The sequence below is a fragment of the Stappia sp. 28M-7 genome (assembly GCF_014252955.1).
Lineage (GTDB): Bacteria > Pseudomonadota > Alphaproteobacteria > Rhizobiales > Stappiaceae > Stappia.
Map to the genome: position 1 here is coordinate 1,014,574 of NZ_JACMIA010000001.1, position 23,860 is coordinate 1,038,433.

The following is a 23,860-nucleotide window of genomic DNA, read 5'->3' on the forward strand; positions in this document are numbered from 1 at the left end:
CTGCATCCCTGCTTGCGCGCGCATCGGCGGCGGAGTAACGGGTGCCCCATGACCCAGGACGCGACACTCGACATCACCGCTCTTGCCCACAAGGGCGAGGGCAGGGCGGACACTCCGGACGGTCCCGTCCATGTTCCCTTCACCTTGCCCGGAGAGACCGTGCGGGTCCGCCGGGAGGGCGCGCGCGCCCGGTTGCTGGAGGTGGTGTCTCCGTCGTCCGATCGCGTGGAGCCCGTCTGTCCGCATTTCGGCACCTGCGGCGGCTGCGTGTTGCAGCATATGGATCAGGCCGCGATCCTGGAGTGGAAGCGCCAGCAGGTCGTCGCAGCCTTTGCCGCGCGCGGGCTCGAGGACGTCGAACCGCTGATCGAGCCGACGGTGGACGCCGGTGGCCGCGGCCGTCGTCGTGCGGTCTTTGCTGCAACGCGTGCCGGCGCTCGCATTCTTCTCGGCTTCCATGAACGCTCCAGCCATCGCCTCGTGGATGTGGCCCGCTGTCCGGTATTGGTCCCGGAGATCGTAGACCTGTTGCCGGTGCTGAAGACGCTGGCGGCGCGGGTGATGCCGCGCAAGGGAGAGGTGACACTCACCGTTCTCGCAACGCCCGCCGGTGCGGATCTTGCGCTTGCGTCCACCGCGAAGGTCGAGCCGCGCGCGACGGCGGCCCTGATCGAGGAAGCGATGGCCGCCGGGATCGCCCGCCTGTCGCTCAATGGCGAGGTTCTCGTCCAGGCGCGCGCACCGGCCATCGACATGGGCGGTGTTCCCCTGGTCCCGCCGCCCGGCGCGTTCGTTCAGGCGACGGAAGCGGGAGAGGAGGCGCTCGCCGCCCGCGTGCTGTCCGGCGTTGGCAAGGCGCGCAAGGTTGCCGATCTCTTCTGTGGCTCGGGCACGTTTGCCCTGCGGCTTGCCCGCAAGGCGACGGTGCGGGCGGTCGAGGGCGAGGCTGCTGCGCTTGCAGCGCTCGACCGGGCAATGAGAACCGGTGCCGGAGCACTACGGGAGATCCGTGCCGAGCGCCGCGATCTCTTCCGCAATCCGCTGACGGCTGTGGAACTCGACGACTACGGTCGGGGAATGGAGGCGGTGGTCTTCGATCCGCCGCGCGCGGGCGCGGAGGCGCAGGCGAAGGAACTGGCGCGTTCGAAGGTGCCGGCGGTGGTTGCCGTTTCGTGCAATCCCGGGACGCTTGCCCGCGACCTGCGCATCCTCGTCGATGGCGGCTATCGGATATCGTCCGTCCTCCCGGTGGATCAGTTCCGCTTTTCGCCCCATATTGAGGTTGTCGCGGTCCTGTCGCGCGGCTGAGCGAGCCGCCGCGGCAACCCGGCTCGAAAGACGGGAGAGCGCCATGGCGGAAACGAGCCTTGCCGGACGAGCCTTCACCTGGGGACGGAGGGCGCGCTACGTCGCCCGCCAGGGCTCCCGCGTTGCCTGGTTCGCGGTCCACGGCGAAATCGCCCAGTCGATCTCTCGCCGTATCGCCAGAGCGGCACGCGACGACAGCAAGCCCGGGCCGAAGCAGCCCGGCGGCGAGGAAAGCAGGTCCGCGCCCCGGAAGAGCGTGTCGACGCCGGACCTCCGGCGCCTGTTCTCCCAGATCGGGGCGCTGTTCGCGCGCGATCTCGCCAATGTCGAGGCGGGACACTACCCCATGCCGGAAGGCGAGTTCGGCAGCCCGCGCGCCTTTCTCGATCTCAGCAGGCGGTTCCTCGCCGATGTCCCGAAGGTCGCAAGGCGGCGCGTGAGTGGCGGCCATCAGGAAGTCTATGAGGCAACCCGAGAGGGTGCCCCCGGCCTGCCGCGCTACTACCGGCAGAACTTCCATTTCCAGAGCGAAGGATGGCTGTCGCGCGACAGTGCTCGCATCTACGATTTTCAGGTCGAGGTGCTGTTCAAGGGCGCGAGCGCGGCTATGCGCAGGCAGGGTCTTGTCCATCTGTCGCAACTGGTGCGCGAAAGGGACCAGCGAGAGATTGCCTATGCCGATATCGCCTGCGGGACGGGCGGGCTGCTGGCGCCGGCCCTTGCCGCCTTTCCGCGTCTTCGCGGCGTCGGGGTCGATCTGTCACTGCCGTACCTGGAACACGCGCGCGAGGCGCTGCCGAAAACGAGGGCGCGTCGAGCCGGCTTCGTCAATGCCAATGCGGAGAGCCTGCCCTTTGCAGATGGCAGCCTCGATGCCGTCTCCTGCGTTTATCTGTTCCATGAACTGCCGCCGAAGATCCGCCGCGTTGTGGCGCGCGAATTCGCCCGGGTGCTGAAACCGGGCGGGAGGCTGATCTTCATCGACAGCCTGCAACGAGGCGATCTGCCGGAGAATGACGGATTGCTGGAGCTGTTCCCCGATCTCTTCCACGAGCCGTATTACCGCAGCTATCTGGAAGAGGATCTCGATGCCCTGTTCGCGGCAGGGGGATTGCGCCGCGCGGAACTGTCGGCGGCCTTCCTGTCACGCGTCGCGCTCTACATCAAGGACTAGCCGCGTGCGGGCTCAGTCGACGTCGAGCGGTGCGGTGCCGGCAGCGCTGCCGTCCTCGGCCAGCTGAATGCGCTCGACCTTGGCTTCGGCGGCCTTCAGCAGCTTGTCGCAATGGCGTCGCAGCAGATCGCCGCGCGAATAGAGCTTGATGCTCTCTTCCAGCGGGACGTCGCCGCGCTCGAGCCGGCCGACGATCTCCTCAAGCTCCTTGAGAGCCACCTCGAAGGCGAGTGCCTCGATCGCCGGGTCGGTATCGTCTCGGGTCACGCGTCGGCTCCTGCTTGCTGCGTCGATTGGAATGCCAACCTACAGGGCGCTCCTTTGCCCGGCAAGGCGAGGCAAGGAGCCGCAGTCTTCGCCTGTGGATGGCGGCTCAGGCCTTCATGAGGGTCATGATGTGGGCGGCGGCCGAGCGTGCAAGTCCCTCCAGATCGTAGCCGCCTTCCAGAAGCGACACGACGCGTCCCCCGCAACTCCGGTCGGCGATATCCATCAGCTTGACCGTCGCCCAGGCGAAATCGGCCTCGACCAGGTTCAGCCCGCCGAGCGGGTCGCGCGCATGAGCGTCGAAGCCGGCGGAGATGATTACCAGATCCGGCCGGAAGCTCTCGACTCGCGGCAGGATAGCAAGATCCATCGCCTCGCGGAATTCGTCTCCGCCATCGCCTGCCGCAAGAGGCGCATTGACGATGGTGTTCGCCTCGCCGCGCTCGTTTGCGGCACCCGAGCCGGGGTAGAGCGGCATTTGATGGGTCGAGCAATACATCACGGTCGGATCGGCCCAGAAAATGTCCTGCGTGCCGTTGCCGTGATGCACGTCGAAATCGACGATCGCGACGCGCTCGGCGCCGTGCACCTGCTGGGCGTAGCGGGCTGCGACGGCGGCATTGTTGAACAGGCAGAAGCCCATGGCGCGGGCCGTTTCGGCGTGGTGTCCGGGCGGGCGCGAGGCGCTGAACGCGTTGCCCACCTTGCCGCTCATCACTTCGTCCACCGCCTGACAGGCACCACCCACGCCGCGCATCGCTGCTTCCCAGGTGCCGGGCGACATGGTCGTGTCGGCATCGACGCGAACCAGCCCGTCCTGTGGGGCCATCGTGTGAAGCATGTCGATATAGGAGGAGGGGTGCACCCGCGCGATGTCCTGAACCCGGCCCATCGGCGCGACTTCCCGCTGCAGCGTCTGGAAGCGCTCATGCTCCAGAATGCGGTCGATGGCTCGGAGTCTGTCGGGACGCTCGGGATGTCCTACCGGGGTCAGATGGTCGAGATACGCGGAGTGATGCAGGTAAAGGGTTGCCAAGTGCGTTTCCTTGCTTGGGCCGTTTCGGGCGCTTGGTGGCTCATCTGACCGGGCGCGGCGGGGCGTGTCAATGAGCCAAAGGCAAGGGTGCGGTGGTGACGTTGGCAGGTTTCACAGGGCGGCGGGCAAAAGAAAGCCGGGGCGGCTCGAGAGTGCCGGCCCCGGTGAGAGGTGCGGGCGAGCTAGGCCCGTAGGGGAGGTCCGCTGCATCGCCTGTGAAGGCAATGATAATACTAATCGATTCGTAGCCGTTTCAGAAGGTGGAATATGCGGAAAAGAGAAAAGCTACTTGAGAAAAGTTTCAAATCCGCAAGATGCCGATAAATTTTCAATGTAAGAAATAACAGGTATTCAAGTTGAGAGGTGTGTCATCTTGCTGTGACGCTGCGTTACCGGAAGGTGCCGCCCCGGCGAAACGCGGACGCCTGTTCGGGCGCTGGCGTGAGGGCTTGGCGGCTCAATCGCGAGGCGCCGCCGCCCGGCGCAGCCGGTCGTTGATGGCCTCGCCGAGCCCGCTTTCGGGAACCGGCATTGCAGCGATCCGCGTCGTCCCGCTGGCATCGAGCTCGCGCATGGCGGTGAAAAGATGCGCGGCCGCCTCCTGCAGGTCGCCGCTCTCGCTCAACTGGGCGATGGCGGATGCGCGTTCGGCGCCGGAAGGAAGCGGCGTGCCGAAGGCAAGCAGTGCCTCACCTGGCTCGACATGGGTAGCATTGAGCCGCAGGCCGGCACGCGGGGCGTAATGCGACGTCAGCATGCCCGGCGCCTCCGGCGCTGCGCCGGGTGAATTCGCGGGGGCCGCAAGCGGTTCGCCGAGAACTGCCTCGATCTCCTCACGGGCGATGCCGCCGGGCCGCAGTAGCGTTGCCCGGTTGCCGGCAAGGCCGACGATGGTGGACTCAACGCCCACCGGGGTCGGGCCGGCATCGATCAGCAGGGCAAGACTGTCGGCGAGATCGCCTGCGACCGCATCCGCTGTCGTTCCGCTGATGCGGCCGGATCGGTTGGCGCTTGGCGCGGCTATCGGGCGACCGCTGGCCTGCGAAAGCTCGCGCATGATCCCTGCGGCCGGTACACGCAAGGCGATGGTGTCGAGCCCGGCGGTCGCAAGGTCGCAGACGGGGCTGCCGGGGCGCTTTGGCACGACGAGCGTGAGCGGTCCAGGCCAGAACGCGGCTGCCAGCTTCTGCGCGCGTTCGTCGAGAACACCATGCTGGCCGGCAGCCTCGCTGGAGGCGACATGGGCGATCAGCGGATTGAAGCTGGGACGCCCCTTGGCGGCGTAGATCGCGGCGCAGGCGCGCGCGTTGGTCGCATCGGCCGCAAGCCCGTAGACGGTCTCGGTGGGGACCGCCACCAGCCGCCCTGCCAGAAGGTCGGCAACGGCCGCATCGAACTCCGGCGTGGTGCGCCAGCCGGTTCCCTGCGGGTCGATCTGCCAGCGCCGCATGTCCGTTTTCCTGCTTCCCGTAGCGGCGTTCGGAGAGCCGGTCGGTTTTCGCCACGTCACGTGTTGACGTTTACGTTAGCCGCAGCCATCCTCGCGCCCGAAATGATGCCGGGCGGTTCTGCGGCCTTAGCCGTCTTTCGTCAAGCACCGGCCTGTCAAGGGAGTGAGACATGTACCGTGCCCCCGTATCGGAGATCGCCTTCACGTTGAAGCAGGTGGCGGGACTGGGAGACGTTCTGGCCCATGATCGGCATGGCGAGGTGACCGACGATCTGGTGGATGCGATCCTGGAGGAGGCCGGCCGTTTTGCCGCCGAGGAAATCGCTCCCTTGAATGTCGTCGGCGACCGGCAGGGCGCACGGCTGGAGAATGGCGTCGTCACCATGCCCGAGGGCTGGCGCGATGCCTACAGGGCGTGGATCGAGGGTGGCTGGAACGCGCTGACCGGCGCGCCGGACTTCGGCGGACAGGACCTGCCCACCATGCTGCATGCCGCGGCGCTGGAGATGTGGAACTCCGCTTCCATGGCCTTCGCCCTCGGCCCGACCCTGACCATGGGTGCGGTCGAGGCGCTTGAAAAGCACGCTAGCGCGGACCTTCAGGAAACCTATCTTGCCAAGCTGGTCTCCGGCGAATGGATGGGGACCATGAACCTGACGGAACCGCAGGCGGGCTCCGATCTGAACGCCCTGCGGGCCCGTGCCGAGCGGGCGGGGGATGGCACCTATCGGATCTTCGGCCAGAAGATCTTCATCACCTATGGCGAGCACGACTTCACCGACAACATTGTCCATCTTGTGCTGGCCCGGCTGCCGGACGCGCCGGCCGGCACGCGCGGCATCTCGCTGTTCCTCGTCCCGAAGTTCCTGGTCAATGCCGACGGGTCGCTCGGTGAGCGCAACGATGTGCGCTGCGCCGGCGTCGAGCACAAGCTCGGCATCCATGCCTCGCCCACCTGCACCATGGTCTATGGCGACAACGACGGGGCCATCGGCTGGCTGATCGGGGAGGAAAACCGGGGACTGGCCTGCATGTTCACGATGATGAACAACGCGCGGCTCGCCGTCGGCATCCAGGGGCTCGGCGTTGCCGAGCGTGCCACCCAGCAGGCGCTGGCCTATGCGCTGGATCGGCGGCAGGGGCGAGCGGCCGGCCAGACCGGCGAGGGAATGAGCCCGATTGCCGCTCATCCCGATATCCGCCGTACCCTGCTCGACATGCAGGCCTGGACGCAGGTCGCCCGCGCGATCTGCTATGCTAATGCCCACGCCATCGACATGTCGCGGCTGGCCGGCGACGAGGCTGCGCGCACTCACTGGAGCGAGCGGGCGGCCACGCTGACCCCGCTCGCCAAGTCCTTCGCCACCGATATCGGCGTCGAGGTCGCTTCCCTCGGCGTGCAGGTGCATGGCGGCATGGGTTTCATCGAGGAAACCGGGGCCGCCCAGCACTATCGCGACGCGCGTATCGCGCCGATCTACGAGGGCACCAACGGCATCCAGGCCATCGATCTGGTGACCCGCAAGCTGCCGCTGTCCGGCGGCGAGCAGTTTCGCGGCCTGATCCGTGAGCTGTCGGCCGTGGCCGAGGCCGCAAGCGAAGCCGGCGTGGAATTTGCCGACGCCGGCAAGCGTCTTGCCGGAGCCCTGACCAGCCTGTCGGAGGCGACGGAGTGGATGCTGGCCGCGCTTGCCGAAGGCCGCCAGCAGGAGGCGCTGGCCGGCGCCACCCCGTTCCTGCGGCTTTTCGGCATCGCCTATGGCGGTGCGATGCTCCTCAAGGGAGCGCTCGCCGGGCGCGGCGATACCTCTCCCGACGGTGCCCGGCGGCTGTTGCTGGCCCGCTATTTCGCAACCGCCCGTTTGGCCGAAACCGCATCGCTCAAGGAGCAGGTCGTCTCGGCCGCTTCAGCCGTGCTGGACTACGATCCGCTGGCCTGAATGCGGAGTGGGGAGAGCGCGATGATCGAGATCGAGACAAGCGGGGCCGTCCAGCGCATCCGGTTGAACCGGCCGGACAAGAAGAACGCGCTGACCGGCGAAATGTATGCAGCGCTTGCCGAGGCGCTGGAGCAGCCCGCAGACGGCGTACGCGTGCACCTCTTATGCGGCGTGCCGGGAGCCTTTACCGCGGGCAACGACATCGGCGACTTTCTCGCCATGGCAGAAGGAGGGATGCAGGACACGCCGGTGGTGCGCTTCCTACATGCCCTTGCACGCTGCGAGACGCCCATCGTGGCGGCGGTCGACGGCCTTGCCATCGGCGTCGGCACGACGCTGCTCTTTCACTGCGACATGGTCTTTGCCAGTCCGCGCTCGTTGTTCCGAACGCCGTTCCTCGATCTGGGCCTCGTGCCGGAGGCGGGTGCCAGCTTGCTGGCGCCGCGCACCATGGGGCATGCGCGCGCTTTCGAGCTGTTGTGTCTCGGCGAGCCGTTCGATGCCGCGCGGGCGCAGGCTGCGGGCTTCGTCAATCACATCGTGACGGAAGACGAACTGGAGGCGCGCGCCCTTGCCGCCGCCAGCGCGATTGCGGCAAAGCCGGTGGAGGCCATGCGCCTGTCGCGCGGCTTGCTATGGGGCGACCGCACCGAACTGCGCAGCCGGATGGACGAGGAGATTCGCCTTTTTTCGGAACGGCTCGCCTCCGATGAGGCGAAAGCCGCCTTCACGGCGTTCATGGGCCGGTCGCGAAAGAGCCGCTGACAGGGAAGGGTAACGGGCTACCAGCCCATTGCCTTCCAGAGCAGGGCGCCGAGAAAGGCGCCGGCGCAGAGCGCGAAGGCGAGCCACCGCAGCACCGGGTTCTCGCGCTTGCGCGCGTTGCGCCGTGCAGGCCGTGGCTCGTCGTTCATTGTCGCCTCAGTCGAACTCGGGCCCGCGGGCTCGGTAAGGGCGCAGTTCCTTCCAGGCCCGCATCAGGGTTGCGAGCTCTTCATCACCCTCCTCGGGCAGCACGATCCGCAGCGTCACCAGCAGATCACCGCGCCCGCCGGTCCGGTTGGGCAAGCCCTTGCCCTTCAGTCGCATCGTCTTGCCGGCCTGAGCGTTCGGCGCGACAGTCAGGTTCACTGCCCCGTCGAGCGTCGGCACGCGGACCTTGGCTCCCAGAACGGCCTCATAAAGGGTGATCGGCAGGTCGAGTCGCAGGTCGTCGCCGGCCGGCGCGAACAGCGGATGACGGGCAAGGCGCACCTCGACGATGGCATCGCCCGCAGGTCCGCCGTTTTCGCCCGGCTCGCCCTGTCCGCGCAGGCGGATCTTCTCGCCGTCTGTCGTGCCGTCCGGCAGCTTCACATCCAGGGTCTTGCCGGAAGGCAGGGTAACCCGCGCCTTTCGGTCGTGGACGAGCTGTTCGAGCGTCACCTTCGCGGTGACATTGGCATCGCCGCCGCGCCGTGTCGGGCGTGCTCGCGGGCCCGCACCAGGGCCTGCGCCTGCACCCGCACCTGCTCCGCCGCCGGCAAAGCCGGCTCCGCCTCTGGCGCGGCCACCGAGGCCGCCGAGGATATCGTTCAGGATGTCGTCGAAGCCACCGCCCTGGCCGAACCCTCCGAAGCCGGAGGACTGTCCACGCGACTGACGGAAAATGTCGGAGTCGTCGAACCCGCCGCCGAAGCCGTGCGCCTGAAAGCGCGGCTTGCCTTCGGCGTCGATCTCGCCCCGGTCGAACTGGCCGCGCTTTTCCTTGTCGCCAAGGATTTCATAGGCCTGGTTGGCCTCGGCAAAGCGCTCCTTCGCCTTCGGATCGTCGGCGTTCTGGTCCGGGTGATACTTTTTCGCGAGCTTCCGGAAGGCTCGCTTGATGTCGGCCTCGCTCGCCGATTTCGCGACGCCGAGAACGGAATAGGGATCACGCATGGTTCAGACCGCAATGGTGTGTGTTGCAACGGGTATACACCCGCGCTGTGCTCAGGAACCATATGGTTGTTGATAGGAATAAAATCCAGTGGCAGGGAGCCTTCTACCCTGTCGGAATTTGCAAGGCAGGCGGCGCCCGTCAGCAGGACCGGCGGGCGAGTGTCAGCTCGCGGTCTCCGCCTCGGCGGCCTTCACCGACAGGTCGATGATCGCCCATTCCTGCATGAGATCGCGGCAGGCGGTGCCGAGATAGGCGCGCACGCCGCCAATCGTGTTGGCGGTCGTCTCGAAGCGGGTGCAGCCGGTGCCGCCGGACTGGGTGTCGTCCTTCACGGCGACGATGGTGCCGGAGTTCCCGGTGATCGGGTTGTTCCAGGAGAACGGCGGTTCGGCCATGCCGGATTCGTGTGCAGTCGCAATGGCGCGGGCGATGATGGCCCGGTCCTGCGAGCTGATGTCCACATCCGCGGCGTTCTGCTGGGAATCGATGGAACCGGTCAGGTCGAGCGGCGATTCCAAGTCGGAGCTGCCGATGGGCATGGACACGCTGCCGCAACCTGCGGCTACAAGCGGGAGAAGGAGCGCGAGTGCGACCGCGGTCGCCCGGCGGCAGCCAAGCTTGGTGCTGTCGCGGTCGCTGGAGATTGTCGTGATCCGGTTGTTTGTCATGGCGATACCGTCCCGACGCTGGTTGCTCGGCCTCGCAAGCAAGGCTGTTGCCCCTTTGCAACAGGATCGGGGAAAGCGATTAACAAACAGTAACCCGGCTCATACAGCGATCCCGTTTCCACTGCCGGGGCAGCGGGTTGTGGATCGCCTGTGATGAGCGGGGATGGCAAGAGATCAGTCCTGCTTGGCCAGCACCGCGCAGAATTCGCTTACCAGATAAGGGGTTGGGTATACCCGGTAGGGCGTGAGGCCGATCAGGCCGAGCCCGTTCAACGTGGTGATGATCTGGGTGAAGGTGTCGGGCGTGAAGCGCCAGGCATGCACGTCGATGTAGCTGCCCTTGCTCTGCTCCCACTCGCGGATCGCGTTGCGGGTCCGCCCGACCGTATGGTCGAGCGTACCGTGGTCGCCCTTCCAGTGGCGTGCTGCATCGTTATGCGTGGTCAGCGCCCGCATCTCGACGACGCTGCGCACGGTATGGACCTTCGGATTCTGGTAATGCGCCTCGATCACCTGGCCGAGGGTGGAGGGCGGAATGAAGTGGTCGAAGCAGAAGCGGCAATCCGGGACGATCATCGCGTAGACGCCGCCTTTGTCGAGTATGCGGTCCACTTGGGTCAGATGCGCGACGAGATTGGGCTGGTGCTCGATGACGTGCGAGGAGACGACCATGTCGAACGGCTCGTCGACGACGGCAAGGTCGCCCGAAGGCGACACGAAGTCGATCTGGGGAATGCCTTCCGGCTTTTCGCCGATGGCTTTCGCCCGCTCCACCAGCTGCGCCCGCGGCAGCACGTCGAAATGTTTGGTATGGGCCCCTTGCATTAGCGGACGGTGAAAGGCGCCCAGTTCCAGCGCCCTTTCGCCTCCCTGCAGCGCGTCCACGAAGTAGCCGCGTGCTGCGAGCGGCGAGGCGACCCGTCCCTCGGCCCGGCCGGTGTCGCGGTAGTGGCGCTCCAGCGCCTCGTCATCGAACTCGGCAAGGTCAGGATAGAGCGCGCGATAGTAGTCGGGATCGAATTCGGGAAGGAACCTGTCGCGCAGCGAAAGGGGCGCCACGCGCTTCAGCACAGCCTCGCGCGACCATGAGCCTGTGGTCTGCGGACGCCGCGATGCGGGTGCCCGGCGCCAGCCAAGACGCAGCGCGCCGGCGATCTTGTCGACCAGGGTCTTCATTGATTCGTATCGGCTTTCAGCTTGGTCATCGGCAGGCAAACTAGGGCAGGGGCGTCGGTGCTCAAAGCAGCTTCTTCCAGCGGAAGTAGAGGAAGGTGACAGCCACGGAGGCGATCATGATGCCGAGTGAGAACGGATAGCCGTAGGGCCAGGTGAACTCGGGCATGTCCTGGAAATTCATGCCGTAGATGGAGGCGATGAGCGTCGGCGGCAGGAAGATAACGGCAAGCACCGAGAAGATCTTGATGATCTGGTTCTGCTCCAGATTGACAAGGCCGACCGTCGCGTCGAGCAGGAAGTTCAGCCGTGCATCGAGGCCGCCCGCATGTTCGCGGATCGAGCGGATATCCCGGCCGAGCGCCTTTGCGGCGCTTTTCTGCTGGCTGTTGAGGTTCAGCGTCTTGGCGTGAAGGGCGAGGAACAGGAACAGCCGCTCCAGACTTGCGCAGGCGTCGTGCATGCGGGCGACCTTGAGGCCGATATGGCCGATCTTCTGGATCGTCGCCTTGTATTGCGTGCTCTTGCGGGTATCGAGGCCTGTCCCGAACACCTGGCTGGAGACCGCGTCGAACTCGGTCGAGCACTCTTCCACCACATCGGCAGCCCGGTCCGCGATCGCATCCAGCAAGGTGAAGAGGATGTCGCAGGCAGACCGGATCGGTATTCCTTCATGCTGGATCCGGCGGACCGCAATCGCCACCGAGGCCGGCTCGCCATGGCGCAAGGAGACGAGACGATCTTTCGTCGCCACCAGGGTCATGGCCGCGGACTTCGGATCGGGATTGCGGGCAATCAGCGGCATGACCGCCGTCATGATCAGAGCGGACTGAAGTTCGTAGAGGCGTTCGGAGGTTTCGATCGCCGCCATTTCCTCGCGCGTCGGGATCTCTGTGCCGATCCAGGCTTCCGCCAGCGCTCGTTCTTCTCGCGTGGGAGAGAACAGGTCCACCCAGAGCGCCAAATCGGGAATTCGCATTTCGCTTGAGCAGCGGATTTCGACAATGCTGCCCGCGTCGAGCGTATAGGCGGTGATCATGCGAAAAGGCTCCCGGAGTGTTTCGTTTCCGATCCCGGCAACCTATAGCGCTTTCTTGTCGGATTTGCCGCACTTAGGGTGAGGGGGCGCCCGATGGGCGCCGCTGCCTGGTCCCTCCCGGCGGCTGCCGGGATCACTTGGCCTTGGGGGCCGTCGCCTTGACCATGCCGGTCTTGCAGATAGTCGCAGCCGTAACGGCACCGATGCCGACCGGCTTGTAGAGCGAAGCGAGGCTCGGGCGCGGAGCGGGAGCGGCGGCTTGGGGAGACTTGGAAGTCATGACATGGTCCGGGTTTGGTTGCGCCGAGGAACATCCCTTCGGCGATGCGCACAAATCCTCTGTGATTTGGACAAAACTAAGGATGCGCCAAGAAAAGACTGTGATGCCAGTCACACTTCCTAACGTCCTGTAACCTTTCGCGATTTTTGGCTGCCGGGAAAATGCCCCAAAGATGTTCGGAAGGCTTTTTCTTTTCCGCAAAGAAGAAGTGAAATCAACAGGCTGACGATATCAAAAAGGCGTCACTGCGCCGGCGCTGCGCCCCGGCGGTCTTCCTCATAAATTTCTGACAAATCATCGGGCAGCTGTTCCAGCGTGGCCGGCTGCTCGCCTGCCTGCTCGCTGACACTGTCCGTCTCCTGCGCTCCCGGCTTGTTGCCGGGCAGCGGCGGGGGGGCGTTTTCGCGCTGCGGGGCATCGGGATCGAGCAGGGGCAGATCTGCCGGCAGCTCCTCGTCCTCGTTCACCGGCTCTAGCGTTCCATAGGCTGCAACGAGAACCGCGTCGAGATCCTCGAAGAAGCTGCGGATGCGGTTGGCATTGGCTCCAAGGTCATGCGCGCCGAATCGCGATGCGGAGCGGATGTCGAGCCGGGCGCCGACAGGGTCCGGCAGGATGCGCAGGGCAATGTCGTCGCGAAAGGCGAAGACGAGCGAGGTCGCGACCGCCTGAAAGCGTGTGGGCTCGTCCGGCATTCCCGGGGGCAGTTCCGCGGTAACGGTCCAGCGGTTGCGTATGGCGACCTGGAGCGCTGCCTGGTGCAGATCCGAGGGCGGAATGCGGAAGCGTCGCGATACCAGGTCGGGATAGGCCTCGGCTTGTGATTCGCCGGTGGTGAAGGGGCGACCGCTCGCCAGTTGCGGCGGATTCTGCGTGTCCGTGCTGACGTCGGAAAGACGGGGATAGATCGCAAAGGCGTAGAGCGCGACGAAGGCTGGGGAGAGCGCGATCAACCCGTAGAGGAAACCGCGCACCGCCTTGGCCCAGCCATGACCGCCGCGCTGCCACAGGACCAGCCCTGCGGCCAGCGCCGAGCCGCAGGCCAGCGCGCCCAGCAACAGGCCGAGCGTCAACAGGACCAGGAACTGCGGGGTCGTGACGATATCGGCCCTGTGGACCAGCGCCGAGATCACAAGAACGGGCAGGGCGAGCCGCCCGAACTGGAGACTGGCTGCCGCGAGGCGCGACCGGAAAGGGGGCAGGATCTTGCGCATGCGGCGGGCGGCAACTTTCCTGTGACATCGACCGCGTTTCGACCCAACCGCTTACCACGACCGGAGACGAATGCGAACCGCCTTGCGTTTCTCAGCCCGTGTCGGCGAACCGGAAGTCGGCAAACTGTTCGCGCAAGCTGGTCTTTTTGATCTTTCCTGTCGCCGTGTGCGGGATCTCGTCCACGAAGACCACGGCATTCGGCATCCACCAGCTGGCGATCCGGCCCTCCAGCACCTTCAGGATGGCTTCCTCGCTCGGTGTCCGCCCTTCCTTGGCAACCACCACCAGCAGCGGCCGCTCGTCCCATTTCGGGTGCGGCACGCCGATGACGGCGGCCTCCGCCACATCCGGATGGAGCAAGGCAAGGTTCTCCAGCTCGATGGTGGAAATCCACTCGCCGCCCGACTTGATCACGTCCTTCGCGCGGTCGGTGATCTGCATGTAGCCATAGGGGTCGATATGGGCGACGTCGCCGGTATCGAAGAAGCCTTCGTCGTCGAGGATCGGCGTGTCCTCTTCCTTGAAATAGGTGCGCGCCACCGCCGGGCCGCGCACCTTCAGCCGGCCAAAGGTCTTGCCGTCCCAGGGGCGCTCCTTGCCTTCGTCGTCGGTGACCTTCATCTCCACGCCGAAGGGCGCAAAGCCCTGCTTCTCCTGCAAATCGAGCAGGGCTTCGCCTTCGAGATCCGCCACTTCCGGCCGGGTCGCGCAGACCGAACCGAGCGGGCTCATCTCGGTCATGCCCCAGGCGTGGCGCACGCGGACGTCGTAGATCTCTTCGAAGGCCTTGGTGATGGCTCTCGGGCAGGCGGATCCGCCGATCACCACCCGGTCGAGATAGGGCAGCTTGCGCCCGCTCGCCTCCAGGTGCTGGAGCAGCATCAGCCAGATCGTCGGCACGGCCGCGGTCAGGGACACCTTTTCCCCGTCAAGCAGCTCCCACAGGGCTTCGCCGTCCATGCGCGGCCCGGGCAGTACCAGGGCGGCCCCCGCCATCGGTGCGGAAAAGGCGAGGGACCAGCCGTTGGCATGGAACAGCGGGACCACCGGCATCACGCGATCACGGGACGACAGCCCGAGCATGTCGGGCGTTGCCGCGGTCAGGGCATGCAGCACGTTGGAGCGGTGCGAGTAGACGACGCCCTTCGGGTTTCCGGTCGTGCCGGAGGTGTAGCACATGCCGGCGGCCGCGCTCTCGTCGAGCTCCGCCCAGGCGAAGTCGGCATCGGTCTCGGCCAGCCATTCCTCGTAGGGAACGGCATCGAACCCGGTCGCGGGCAGGTGCGCCTCGTCGGTGAGCACGATCACCTGCTCGACGGTGGTCAGATGCGGCAAGACCTTCTCCACCAGCGGCAGAAAGGTCAGGTCGACCAGCAGGAAGCGATCTTCGGCGTGATTGATGATCCAGATGATCTGGTCGGGAAACAGGCGCGGGTTGACCGTGTGGTAGATGGCGCCGATGCCCATCAGCCCGTACCACGCCTCCATGTGGCGCCAGGTGTTCCAGGCGAGCGTCGCCAAGCGGTCGCCCTCGCGAATGCCGGCCTTCTGCAGCCGCTTGGCGAGTTGCAGCGAACGGGTGCGCAGCGTCTTGTAGGTGGTGCGGTGGATCGGTCCTTCGACCGATCGCGAGACGATTTCGCGATCCGGGTGGTTGCGCGCGGCATGGTCGAGAATGCGGGTACAGGTCAGCGACCAGTCCTGCATCAGACCGGCCATCCTCGGCTCTGGCATGGGTTTCCTCTCCTCCGGCAAGTGCCTCTTGTGACGAGGCTTTTCTTGCGGAGAAGCATAGCACCGGCCACGGGGGGCCTGTCCAGCGGTCGCCCGGGCGTCAGTTTCGGACGATCAGCGTCTCGATCCAGTCGATGGCTGCGCTCAAGGAGCCGGCGACATGGTCGGCATGCGGGGCAAGCACCTCTGCCCCGACGGTGCCGGTCGTGACCGCCAGTGTCCTCGTGCCGGCCGCCTGGCCGGCATGCATGTCGTGCAGGCTGTCGCCGACCATCACCACTTCCTGCGGATCAAGACCGAGAGCTGCGCAGAAGCCCGAGACCATGCCGGGCGAGGGTTTCGCCCCATGCCCGCTGTCGAAGCCGATCACCGCTGCAAAGCGCTGCGTCAGGCCAAGGGCGTCGAGCTGCGCCAGAGCGGAGGCTTCCGCATCGTTGGTGGCGATGCCGAGCGCCAGCCCATGGCCGGCGAGCCGGTCGAGCGCGGGCACCAGGTCGTCGAAGGGCGACAGGTGCGGCAGGCTCATGGCGCCGATGCGGGCGTTGATGTCCTCGGCAAGCGCCTTGGGATCGGACAGTCCGAGGATCTCGGCAAAGGCGTCGGCGATATCGTCGTTGGAACCGGCGATCAGCACCGAGTCCGCCTCGAAACGTACCGCCTCCAGATCGAAGCCCGCTGCCGCGGCGAGCCGCTCGGCCTTCAGCCGGTCTCCGGCCGCAAGCTCGCTCATCAAGGTGTGGAACGTCGGCGCCCAGGTGTTCTGGAAGTCGATCAGCGTGCCGTCCTTGTCGAACAGCACTGCGCGCACGGACGCCATGGTCAGGCTGCCCTGCCGAGGGCCACGGGCAGCAGATCGGACATGCGCTCGATCACCAGATCCGCCTCGCTCACCAGCCGCTCGCGCGGGATCGCCCCCGTCGTCACCGCGATGCGCATCATGCCGGCGGCCCGTGCCGCGTGCATGTCGTGCAGGCTGTCTCCGACCATGGCGATCTCGCCCGGCTCGAGCCCGACATGGCGGGCGAAGGCGAGAAGCTGACCGGGCTCGGGCTTCGACCCGTGGCCGCTGTCATAGCCGGCCAGGAAGGTGAAGGCCTCGCCGAGGCCGAGAGCCTGCATCTGCTTGCGCGCGGACGCCTCGGTGCCGTTGGTGGCGATGCCGAGCGGCATGCCGCTGCCGTTCAGCGCGGTCAGTGTGTCCACCACGCTGTCGAACGGAGTGACCGTGCGGTCGCAATGGTCCAGCAGGATCGTCTCGATGCGCTCCAGCATCGCCTGCGAGTCCGGTTCGCCGATCACCTCTGCCCAGCCGGCCGAATAGTCCTTCGGCGACTGCACCTTGAGGACCGACGGGCCGGTAAACCGCGCCTGGGCGACGTCGAACATGGCAAGCTCCTGCAGCGTCTCCAGAAGCGCTTCGTCGCCGCGCGCCAGGTCCTTCAGGACAAGCGCGATGGCTGGGCCCCAGGTGCTGTCGAAGTCGGTCAGGGTTCCGTCGCGGTCGAACAATACGGCCTTGATGCGCATTGAGGTCTCGTTCGGTGGGAGGTGTCGGGCGGGCATCGACCCGCATTCCGCCGTCACATGCCACGTTCCCCGCCGCCCGTCAAAGGCGATGGAGCGCGGCGCGGGTCATGGCGTGTCGGTCAGGGCAGCTCCAGGCGGCTGCCCAGCGTGAGGGCCGGGGTTTCGCCGGGGGCGATGCCGACGAGCCCGCGTTCGATCAGCCATTCGACCTGTGCCAGCACCGACAGCGCTGCCGCCCCGTGCAGCGAGCGGTCGACATCGGCATAGATCGTCGCCACCATTTCCGGGATCGTCCGGTCTCCGGCGGTGAGCCGGTCGAGGATCGCTTTTTCCCGCGCCTGCCGATGCGCGGCAAGGCCGGCCACATACTCGGCAGGATCGACGACCGCGCCGCCATGGCCGGGCAGGTAGCTTGCATCATTGCGTTCCGAGAGCCGTGCAAGCGAGGCCATGTAGGCGCTCATCGAGCCGTCCGGCGGCGCAACGATCGATGTCGACCACGCCATGACATGGTCGGCGGAAAAGAGCACGCGGCCCTCGTCCAGTGCGAAGGCGAGGTGGTTGGCGGTATGGCCGGGCGTTTCCACCGCCGTCAGGGTCAGCCCGTCGACGCTTACGCTGTCGCCGCCACACAGCTCGCGGTCGGGCGCGTAGTCGGTATCGGCGCTGGCATCCAGCGGGTTGATCTCGCCCGGCAGCAGCGCGCGCGCTGCCCGGTGCGGACCGCAGCCGACGAGCGGGGCGCCGGTCATCTCCTTGAGCAGCCTTGCGCCCGGCGAATGGTCCACATGGGTGTGGGACACCAGGATCGCCGAGATGCGGGTCGCGCCGGCCGCAGCCACGAGCGCCCGTACATGATCGGGATCGGCAGGGCCGGGATCGAGCACCGCCACCTCGTCGCGCCCGATCAGATAGCTGTTCGTGCCATGCCAGGTGAAGGGACCGCGATTGGGAGCGGTAAGGCGGCGTACCGCGGCTGAAATCTCGACCACCTCGCCGTGGCGCGGGTCGAAGTCCCGATCATGTCGCAGGGAAACCATAGCTTTTGGGGGTCCGTTTCTGATTTTCGCTTTTGCCCGCAGGGAAAAAGTCGGGTCAGGCAAGTGAGTGGGGTGACCGGCGTTTGCTTCGCAGCCGGCTAATCTTTCGGTTGAAAGATCATTTCTGCCCCCATAACGTCAGTCCTGCATGTGAGGGGCGGTGTTGCTGAACATTGCCGCGCGGGGAGCCCATCGTGCTCCGGTCGCGCGAGCCGGTCGGCCAATGTCACTCCCTTCCGTGTCACACTAACGTTGTCAAACTGACCTATGGCCGAGCGAGCGATGCGGGGAGGAGACCCGTCATTCCGTCGCCGCTCGCAAGACCAATTAAAACGGAGAGGTCCGACATGTCCATTTCCCGCCGTTCGGTGCTCAAGGGCTCCGCAGCCGCATCGACCCTGCTTGCCGCCCCGGCCATCCTGAAGGCCGGCGATGCGCTGGCCTCGTCCGGCCAGGTCAACGTCTTCGCCTGGGGTGACTACATCCAGCAGAACATGATCGACAAGTTCGAGGGCGACACCGGCATCAAGGTGAACCTGTCGACCTATGGCTCCAACGACGAGGCCGAGCAGAAACTGCGCGCCGCCGGCGGCAAGGGCTTCGACGTGATCTTCCCGTCGATCACCAACGGCAACAACTACTATCCGGACGGCCTGCTGCAGCCGGTCGACGAGAGCAAGCTCGCCCTCGACAACCTGATTCCCTCCATGCTGCGCGACAGCGTCCAGCTGGGCGGCACCTATCGCGGCAAGCGTATGCTGCTGCCGTTCAACTGGGGCACCGAGGCGATCACCCTCGACAGCAGCCAGTTCAACGCCGACGACGTTTCCTACGGCACGATGTGGTCGCCGGAAGCTGCCGGCAAGGCCGCCTTCCGCCAGAAGTCGGTGATCATGGGCGTCGGCCTTTATCTGGACGCCACCGGCGAGGTGAAGTCCAACCGCATGCTCGACGTCTACAAGACCGAGGAAGATGCCCGCCGCGTGTGGGACGCCTGCGCCAAGTTCATCATCGAGCGCAAGGCCAACATCGCCGCGTTCTGGAACAATGCGACCGAGGCGACCAACGCGTTCAAGCAGGCCGGTGCGACCATCGGCCAGACCTGGGACACCACCGGCCTCCTGCTGAACCGCGAGGATGCCAAGTGGAAGTACCGCATGCCCAAGGAAGGCGGCATCACCTGGATGGACTCCATGGGCATCCCTTCGGGCGCGGAGAACCTGGAGCAGGGCTATGCCTTCCTCAACGCCATGCTGGACCCGAAGATGGCTGGCCTGCTGGCGATGAACACGGGCTACAACTCGGCCGTTTCCGGTGCCGCCGAATACGCGGGCGACAACTACAAGGCCCAGTTCGCCGACGTTTACAATGCCGAGAACCTCGCCAACCTGTGGTGGTGGCAGGCCGACACGCCGTGGTTCGCCACGCTGCGTGAGGAGTATGTGGACAAGATCACCAACGCCTGAGGCGCTTGGATCATGCGGATCGCAGCCTTGCGCTGCGATCCGCTTTTTTGTTTCCGGCCGGGTGCTTTCGGGTCCGGACCACATGCCAGACGAGGGGCAAATGCACGGACAAGACGTCGTCCTCGACGGGGTGTCGATGCGCTTCGGCGATTTCACCGCCGTTCAACCGACCGACCTGACGATCAATGCCGGGGAGTTCTTTTCCATTCTCGGCCCCTCGGGCTGTGGCAAGACCACGATCCTGCGGATGATCTCCGGGTTTCTCGATCCCAGTGCCGGCGATGTGCGCATCGGCGGGAAAAGCATGGCCGGCATCCGTCCCAATGCCCGTCCGACGGCCCTCATCTTCCAGAACCTTGCGCTCTTCCCCTTGATGAGCGTTTGGGAAAACGTCGCCTTCGGCCTCGAGGCGCGGGGCGTGCCGAAGAAGGTGCGCCGTGAGCGGGCCGAGGAACTCCTGGCCATGGTCGCGCTGACGGGGCAGGGCGAGAAGAAGCCGACCGAGCTGTCCGGCGGACAGCGCCAGCGCGTCGCCATCGCCAGGGCTCTTGCGGTCGAGCCGGCGGTGTTGCTGCTCGACGAGCCGCTTTCCGCCCTCGATCTCAAGCTTCGCCAGCACATGCGCAGCGAGCTGAAGGACCTGCAGCGCAAGACCGGCGTCACCTTCATCTACATCACCCACGACCAGGGCGAGGCCCTGACCATGTCCGACCGCGTGGCGGTGATGAATCGCGGTGTGGTCGAGCAGGTCGCCACGTCCGACGAGATCTACAATCTGCCGGCGACCCCCTTCGTCGCGAGCTTCGTCGGCGAGCAGAACGTCTTCCGCGGTCGCCTGTCCGGTGTCGAGGGCGAGGTCGCGCGCGTCGACACGCCCCAGGGCGAGATGCTCGCCCATCTGCGCGGCAAGGCCGGCGTCGGCGACGAGGTCATGATCTTCGTGCGCCCCGAGCGGATGGGCCTTGGGTCGGCCGGCGTCGCGGGCGAGCCGCGCAACCGCTTGCGCGCCACCATCGAGCGCCGCGACCTGGAAGGGCCTTTCGTCAATCTGCATTGCCGGGCCGGCGATGCGCCGGTGACGGTGCATCTGCCGAATTCGGGCGATGCGTCCTCTTCGCTGGCCTCCGGCGAGACGGATCTGGGCTTCCGGCCTACCGATGCCATCGTGATGCCGGTCGGGGAGCTCGCCCGTGAATAGTCTGGTCAAGAGCTACGGCAAGGGCCTGACCGGGATCTTCCTGGCGCTGACTGCCGTGTGGATCGCCATTCTGATCGTGCTGCCGCAGGCCCGCATGATCGAGCGCGCCTTTACCTATGTCGACCGGTCGGGCGACGCGGCGACCCTGTCGCTGGAGATCGACCGCGCCTATACGCGCGTGTTCGACATCGACACGGACCTTCGCGACCTCAACGGCCAGCTTGCGGCCGGGCAGGCGAGCGATGCGGCTCCCGCTGCCGGCCTGCCGACGCCTTCGCTCGTGCCCTCTCCGTCGCTGGTTCCCTCTCCCTCCCTGGCGCCGTCATTGCCCGCAGCGCCCAGTCCCTCGCTTCCGACGCCTTCGCTGCCGAGCCCCGGCGTGCCGAGCCCGTCGCTATCCACGCCGTCGCCGGCAACGCCCACACCAGGCGTTGCCCCGAGCCCCTTCGCCTCGCCCCAGGAAGCCCTGCCGCGTGAGGAGATCGAGGCCCGCATCGCGGCTCTGGAGGAGGAGAAGGCCGGTCTTCAGGCGCGCATCGCCGAACTGGAGGTGCAGGAGGCCGAGATGACCTCGACCGCCGGCATCAACGAGCGCTATTCGGCGAAGAACTTCACCGACATGAGCGAGCTGCATTTCCGCATCTTTCTCTCGACCATCGTCTATGCGCTCTGCGTGACGCTGCTATCCTTCGTCGTGTGCTATCCGGTCGCCTATGCCGCGGCCACGGCCAAGAGCGCCAACAAGGTCGCGCTGATGATGCTCGGTCTCGTGATCCCCTATGCGATCAACGAGCTGCTGCGCATCTTTTCCTGGGTGATGATCCTGGAGAAGCAGGGCATCCTCAACGGCGTCCTCGACGTCATGGGCCTGATCGACATGCAGGCGGGCGAGGGCGTGCGCTTCGTCGCCTCCAACGGCGCCGTGTTCACCGTGATGGTCTACGCCTATGTGCTCTTCATGGTGTTCCCGATCTACAACACCATCGACACGCTGGATAAGAACCAGATCGAGGCGGCGCGCGATCTCGGCAGCTCTACCTGGCGCATCCATTGGCGCGTCGTGCTGCCTCATGCAAAGCCGGGCATTGCCGTGGGCGCGATCATGACCTTCATGCTGTCCGCCGGGTCCATCGCCGTGCCGGAGATCGTCGGCCGCGGCCTGCATCCGGACTGGTTCGCGCAGGTGATCTATCGCCGCTTCTTCGAGGCGGGCTCGTGGAACGAGGGCGCAGCCTATTCGCTGGCGCTGCTCGTTGCCTGCATCGTCTTCATCCTCATCAACATGGCCGTCTTCCGGGTCGGCATCAGGGACATCGCGAAATGACCGTCGCCACCGCAGAAAGCGCCGCCGGCGGTGCGGTGCCGCGCCGTCGCCGGACCAGGGACTGGTCGGACGCGGTGCTGTCCGGCTACCTGCTGCTGTTCTTCGCCTACATGTTCCTGCCGCTGATGTTCATGGTCGCGGCCGCGTTCAACGCCAATCCGACGCCCTCCGTCACCGACTGGCAGGGCTTCACGCTGAAATGGTTCCAGGAGTTGCCGCAGGATGCTCGCTTCGTGCAGGGCCTGCTGCATTCGCTGGCCATCGCCGGCGGCGTCATCGTCATCTCCATCCCGCTCGGCCTTGCCGGGGCGCTGATCCTGACACGGCTGCAATCGCGTGCCTCGACGCTGCTCTACACCGTGCTGGTCTCGCCGATCCTCACCCCCGGCATCGTGCTCGGCGCCACCACGATGATCTTCTGGCGCGATGCCTTCGGAATGGAGGCCGGGCTCTTCACCGCAGCCATCGCGCAGGCGGCCTTCATCGCGTCCTACTGCATGCTGATGTTCATGGCGCGCCTGCAGCGTCAGGACCGCGCGCTGGAAGAGGCAGCCCTCGACCTCGGCGCCTCCTCGGTCTTCGTTTTCCGCCGCATCACGCTGCCGTTCCTGATGCCGACCGTGCTCACCGCCTCGCTGATCTCGTTCCTGCAGTCGATCGAGAACTACAACACGACCTTCTTCGCGATCGGCTCCAGCTGGACGCTCGTCACCGAGATCGGCGCGCGCATGCGCTTCGGCCTGTCGCCGATGATCAACGTGATCGGCGTGATCTTCGTCGTCATCACCGTTGCCGCGGCCACGGCCTGGGTGCTGGCCAAGCGGCGTTCGGGCAACAGTTGACGCGCCAGCCGGTCGACTGCGACCCTGAGGTCCCTTCTTCCGGCGATTCATTCGGGAGCTGACATGTCCGACAGGGACGGGCCCATTGTCTTTGAGCGCACGCTGCCTTTGGCACGCGAGGCCGCCTTCGATCTTCTGGTCGACCGTATCGGCGAATGGTGGCCGCACGAGTACACGTTCTCGCGCGATCCCGCAGCCGATCTGTCCATCGAGCCGGTTGCGGGCGGCGCCTGCACCGAGCGGCTGCCCGGCGGGGCCCGCATCGTGTGGGGGACGGTCCTGTCCATCGAGCGCCCTCTCTATCTGCGCCTGGCCTGGCAGATTTCGTTCGACCGCAAGCCGGTTCCGGATCCTGCCGCTGCCAGCCGTGTGATGATCGAGTTCCGCCAGATGGCCGACGGCACCCGCATTGAGCTCACCCATGGCGATTTCCTCCGCCATGGCGAGGACGGCATCGCCTATCGCGAGGCGATGGCTTCACCGGAAGGCTGGCCTACCTGTCTCGATGCGCTGGAGGCGGCTGCCAGGGCCCGCCCGGCGCGGCGATGAAGCTCTCCTTCCGCTGCTTGCCGGAGTTGGCTGGCCATGTGCCGGAGCCGGTTCCGGCCCGCGCCAGCCTGCCCGACTGGCTGAAGGCGGCGCCCTCGCTCGTTGCCAGCGAGGTTCTGGGCGGGGCGGAGGTGCGCACGTTCAAGCATTGCCCGCCGCTGATCGACGCTCTGGCCCAAGGGGTGATGTTCCGCCTTGCCGCCGATCTCGATATCGCGGGCGGCGAGATCTCATGGGACTGGTCGCCGCCGGTCACGGAGACGGCGCGCCAGACCCGCTCGCCCGTCGGCCTGCATGTGCCTGAACAGGCGGAAGGGCTGCCGTTCGGGCTTCCCGATGGGCAGTTCGTGCTCAAGTTCACCAATTTCTGGACGGTCGAGGCGCCCGGCGGCGTCTCGCTGCTGTTCACTCATCCGCTCAACCGCGAGGACCTGCCGTTTCGCACGCTTGCCGGCATTGTCGACTGCGACCGCTATCGCGACGGCTTCGTCCATTTCCCGGCCATCTGGCAGGATGCAGGCTTTTCCGGGCGCCTGCCCGCCGGAACGCCGGTCGCGCAGGCCTTTCCGATCCGCCGGGAGGCGTTGGAGCTGGACATCCGCGCGATGGACAGGGGCGAACTCGCCCGGCATCTGGAGGTGCAGGACGGCCTGCAGCAGGACCCGGGGCTTTACCGAAAGAGCTTCCGCGCACCGCGCGAGAGATAGCC

24 protein-coding genes are annotated in these 23,860 nt (G+C 66.2%); 10 read left to right on the forward strand and 14 right to left on the reverse strand.

The window, feature by feature from the left end:
• Positions 1–48: 48 nt before the first annotated feature.
• Together H7H34_RS04645 and H7H34_RS04650 are read left to right on the forward strand one after the other, a co-directional pair.
• Complete coding sequence (locus H7H34_RS04645; protein WP_185924402.1) at positions 49–1,308, forward strand: class I SAM-dependent RNA methyltransferase; 1,260 nt, start codon at positions 49–51, stop codon at positions 1,306–1,308.
• 43 nt (positions 1,309–1,351) lie between these two features.
• Positions 1,352–2,482: a class I SAM-dependent methyltransferase gene (locus H7H34_RS04650; RefSeq protein ID WP_185924403.1), complete on the forward strand. Its 1,131-nt coding sequence runs from the start codon at positions 1,352–1,354 to the stop codon at positions 2,480–2,482.
• A gap of 12 nt (positions 2,483–2,494) precedes the next feature.
• On the opposite strand, the gene H7H34_RS04655 is transcribed toward H7H34_RS04650, so the two are convergent.
• From H7H34_RS04655 to H7H34_RS04665, 3 genes are all read right to left on the reverse strand, one after another.
• Positions 2,495–2,749 (reverse strand): exodeoxyribonuclease VII small subunit, encoded by a 255-nt coding sequence (locus tag H7H34_RS04655; RefSeq protein ID WP_067220865.1) that lies wholly within the window; start codon positions 2,747–2,749, stop codon positions 2,495–2,497.
• Positions 2,750–2,855: 106 nt separating this feature from the next.
• Positions 2,856–3,785: a histone deacetylase family protein gene (locus tag H7H34_RS04660; protein WP_120268755.1), complete on the reverse strand. Its 930-nt coding sequence runs from the start codon at positions 3,783–3,785 to the stop codon at positions 2,856–2,858.
• 457 nt (positions 3,786–4,242) lie between these two features.
• A complete protein-coding gene (locus tag H7H34_RS04665; RefSeq protein WP_185924404.1) occupies positions 4,243–5,235 on the reverse strand; it encodes an L-threonylcarbamoyladenylate synthase in 993 nt (330 codons plus the stop codon).
• Positions 5,236–5,405: 170 nt separating this feature from the next.
• On the opposite strand from H7H34_RS04665, the gene H7H34_RS04670 reads away from it, so the two are divergent.
• The gene (locus H7H34_RS04670; protein ID WP_185924405.1) at positions 5,406–7,175 is read left to right on the forward strand and encodes an acyl-CoA dehydrogenase; all 1,770 of its coding nucleotides are present in this window, start codon (positions 5,406–5,408) and stop codon (positions 7,173–7,175) included.
• 21 nt (positions 7,176–7,196) lie between these two features.
• Positions 7,197–7,940, forward strand: a complete 744-nt coding sequence (locus tag H7H34_RS04675) for a crotonase/enoyl-CoA hydratase family protein (protein WP_185924406.1) — start codon at positions 7,197–7,199, stop codon at positions 7,938–7,940.
• Positions 7,941–7,957: 17 nt separating this feature from the next.
• Here H7H34_RS04675 and H7H34_RS23600 read toward each other — a convergent pair whose 3' ends face one another.
• The 11 genes from H7H34_RS23600 to H7H34_RS04725 form a co-directional block, all read right to left on the reverse strand.
• A complete protein-coding gene (locus H7H34_RS23600) occupies positions 7,958–8,089 on the reverse strand; it encodes a hypothetical protein (protein ID WP_256431520.1) in 132 nt (43 codons plus the stop codon).
• A gap of 7 nt (positions 8,090–8,096) precedes the next feature.
• The gene (locus H7H34_RS04680; RefSeq protein ID WP_120268759.1) at positions 8,097–9,095 is read right to left on the reverse strand and encodes a DnaJ C-terminal domain-containing protein; all 999 of its coding nucleotides are present in this window, start codon (positions 9,093–9,095) and stop codon (positions 8,097–8,099) included.
• Positions 9,096–9,257: 162 nt separating this feature from the next.
• Positions 9,258–9,764 (reverse strand): RT0821/Lpp0805 family surface protein, encoded by a 507-nt coding sequence (locus H7H34_RS04685; RefSeq protein WP_209006156.1) that lies wholly within the window; start codon positions 9,762–9,764, stop codon positions 9,258–9,260.
• A 174-nt stretch (positions 9,765–9,938) separates the two neighbouring features.
• A complete protein-coding gene (locus H7H34_RS04690; protein ID WP_120268760.1) occupies positions 9,939–10,940 on the reverse strand; it encodes a class I SAM-dependent methyltransferase in 1,002 nt (333 codons plus the stop codon).
• Positions 10,941–11,001: 61 nt separating this feature from the next.
• Positions 11,002–11,976, reverse strand: coding sequence for a magnesium transporter CorA family protein (locus H7H34_RS04695; RefSeq protein ID WP_120268761.1), 975 nt, complete (start codon positions 11,974–11,976; stop codon positions 11,002–11,004).
• A gap of 133 nt (positions 11,977–12,109) precedes the next feature.
• A complete protein-coding gene (locus H7H34_RS04700) occupies positions 12,110–12,256 on the reverse strand; it encodes a hypothetical protein (RefSeq protein ID WP_158592675.1) in 147 nt (48 codons plus the stop codon).
• A 242-nt stretch (positions 12,257–12,498) separates the two neighbouring features.
• Positions 12,499–13,470 (reverse strand): DUF1499 domain-containing protein, encoded by a 972-nt coding sequence (locus tag H7H34_RS04705; protein ID WP_185924407.1) that lies wholly within the window; start codon positions 13,468–13,470, stop codon positions 12,499–12,501.
• Positions 13,471–13,561: 91 nt separating this feature from the next.
• Positions 13,562–15,190, reverse strand: coding sequence for a long-chain-fatty-acid--CoA ligase (locus tag H7H34_RS04710; RefSeq protein WP_185926441.1), 1,629 nt, complete (start codon positions 15,188–15,190; stop codon positions 13,562–13,564).
• A gap of 115 nt (positions 15,191–15,305) precedes the next feature.
• Positions 15,306–16,022 carry an HAD family hydrolase gene (locus tag H7H34_RS04715; protein WP_120268764.1) on the reverse strand — a complete coding sequence of 239 codons (717 nt, stop codon included), beginning with the start codon at positions 16,020–16,022 and terminating at the stop codon, positions 15,306–15,308.
• 2 nt (positions 16,023–16,024) lie between these two features.
• Entirely contained in the window at positions 16,025–16,732 is a 708-nt protein-coding gene (locus H7H34_RS04720) for an HAD family hydrolase (RefSeq protein WP_185924408.1), read from the reverse strand.
• 119 nt (positions 16,733–16,851) lie between these two features.
• Positions 16,852–17,772, reverse strand: coding sequence for an MBL fold metallo-hydrolase (locus H7H34_RS04725; protein WP_185924409.1), 921 nt, complete (start codon positions 17,770–17,772; stop codon positions 16,852–16,854).
• 347 nt (positions 17,773–18,119) lie between these two features.
• On the opposite strand from H7H34_RS04725, the gene H7H34_RS04730 reads away from it, so the two are divergent.
• From H7H34_RS04730 to H7H34_RS04755, 6 genes are all read left to right on the forward strand, one after another.
• Entirely contained in the window at positions 18,120–19,238 is a 1,119-nt protein-coding gene (locus tag H7H34_RS04730) for an extracellular solute-binding protein (protein WP_120268767.1), read from the forward strand.
• 100 nt (positions 19,239–19,338) lie between these two features.
• Positions 19,339–20,436: an ABC transporter ATP-binding protein gene (locus H7H34_RS04735; protein ID WP_120268768.1), complete on the forward strand. Its 1,098-nt coding sequence runs from the start codon at positions 19,339–19,341 to the stop codon at positions 20,434–20,436.
• Positions 20,429–21,760, forward strand: a complete 1,332-nt coding sequence (locus H7H34_RS23375) for an ABC transporter permease subunit (protein WP_185924410.1) — start codon at positions 20,429–20,431, stop codon at positions 21,758–21,760. The genes H7H34_RS04735 and H7H34_RS23375 overlap by 8 nt, the downstream gene beginning before the upstream one ends.
• Positions 21,757–22,602, forward strand: a complete 846-nt coding sequence (locus H7H34_RS04745) for an ABC transporter permease (protein WP_185924411.1) — start codon at positions 21,757–21,759, stop codon at positions 22,600–22,602. The genes H7H34_RS23375 and H7H34_RS04745 overlap by 4 nt, the downstream gene beginning before the upstream one ends.
• 63 nt (positions 22,603–22,665) lie before the next feature.
• On the forward strand, positions 22,666–23,151 hold the full coding sequence (locus tag H7H34_RS04750) for an SRPBCC family protein (protein WP_185924412.1): 486 nt from the start codon (positions 22,666–22,668) through the stop codon (positions 23,149–23,151).
• Positions 23,148–23,858 (forward strand): hypothetical protein, encoded by a 711-nt coding sequence (locus tag H7H34_RS04755; RefSeq protein ID WP_185924413.1) that lies wholly within the window; start codon positions 23,148–23,150, stop codon positions 23,856–23,858. The genes H7H34_RS04750 and H7H34_RS04755 overlap by 4 nt, the downstream gene beginning before the upstream one ends.
• Positions 23,859–23,860: the final 2 nt, after the last annotated feature.

Bases quoted from the DNA above. Each gene is read 5' to 3' on its own strand.
- H7H34_RS04645 (WP_185924402.1), top strand. From the start codon at position 49: ATGACCCAGGACGCGACACTCGACATCACCGCTCTTGCCCACAAGGGC.
- H7H34_RS04650 (WP_185924403.1), top strand. From the start codon at position 1,352: ATGGCGGAAACGAGCCTTGCCGGACGAGCCTTCACCTGGGGACGGAGG.
- H7H34_RS04665 (WP_185924404.1), bottom strand. From the start codon at position 5,235: ATGCGGCGCTGGCAGATCGACCCGCAGGGAACCGGCTGGCGCACCACG.
- H7H34_RS04670 (WP_185924405.1), top strand. From the start codon at position 5,406: ATGTACCGTGCCCCCGTATCGGAGATCGCCTTCACGTTGAAGCAGGTG.
- H7H34_RS04675 (WP_185924406.1), top strand. From the start codon at position 7,197: ATGATCGAGATCGAGACAAGCGGGGCCGTCCAGCGCATCCGGTTGAAC.
- H7H34_RS23600 (WP_256431520.1), bottom strand. From the start codon at position 8,089: ATGAACGACGAGCCACGGCCTGCACGGCGCAACGCGCGCAAGCGCGAG.
- H7H34_RS04680 (WP_120268759.1), bottom strand. From the start codon at position 9,095: ATGCGTGATCCCTATTCCGTTCTCGGCGTCGCGAAATCGGCGAGCGAG.
- H7H34_RS04685 (WP_209006156.1), bottom strand. From the start codon at position 9,764: ATGACAAACAACCGGATCACGACAATCTCCAGCGACCGCGACAGCACC.
- H7H34_RS04690 (WP_120268760.1), bottom strand. From the start codon at position 10,940: ATGAAGACCCTGGTCGACAAGATCGCCGGCGCGCTGCGTCTTGGCTGG.
- H7H34_RS04695 (WP_120268761.1), bottom strand. From the start codon at position 11,976: ATGATCACCGCCTATACGCTCGACGCGGGCAGCATTGTCGAAATCCGC.
- H7H34_RS04700 (WP_158592675.1), bottom strand. From the start codon at position 12,256: ATGACTTCCAAGTCTCCCCAAGCCGCCGCTCCCGCTCCGCGCCCGAGC.
- H7H34_RS04705 (WP_185924407.1), bottom strand. From the start codon at position 13,470: ATGCGCAAGATCCTGCCCCCTTTCCGGTCGCGCCTCGCGGCAGCCAGT.
- H7H34_RS04710 (WP_185926441.1), bottom strand. From the start codon at position 15,190: ATGGCCGGTCTGATGCAGGACTGGTCGCTGACCTGTACCCGCATTCTC.
- H7H34_RS04715 (WP_120268764.1), bottom strand. From the start codon at position 16,022: ATGGCGTCCGTGCGCGCAGTGCTGTTCGACAAGGACGGCACGCTGATC.
- H7H34_RS04720 (WP_185924408.1), bottom strand. From the start codon at position 16,732: ATGCGCATCAAGGCCGTATTGTTCGACCGCGACGGAACCCTGACCGAC.
- H7H34_RS04725 (WP_185924409.1), bottom strand. From the start codon at position 17,772: ATGGTTTCCCTGCGACATGATCGGGACTTCGACCCGCGCCACGGCGAG.
- H7H34_RS04730 (WP_120268767.1), top strand. From the start codon at position 18,120: ATGTCCATTTCCCGCCGTTCGGTGCTCAAGGGCTCCGCAGCCGCATCG.
- H7H34_RS04735 (WP_120268768.1), top strand. From the start codon at position 19,339: ATGCACGGACAAGACGTCGTCCTCGACGGGGTGTCGATGCGCTTCGGC.
- H7H34_RS04745 (WP_185924411.1), top strand. From the start codon at position 21,757: ATGACCGTCGCCACCGCAGAAAGCGCCGCCGGCGGTGCGGTGCCGCGC.
- H7H34_RS04750 (WP_185924412.1), top strand. From the start codon at position 22,666: ATGTCCGACAGGGACGGGCCCATTGTCTTTGAGCGCACGCTGCCTTTG.
- H7H34_RS04755 (WP_185924413.1), top strand. From the start codon at position 23,148: ATGAAGCTCTCCTTCCGCTGCTTGCCGGAGTTGGCTGGCCATGTGCCG.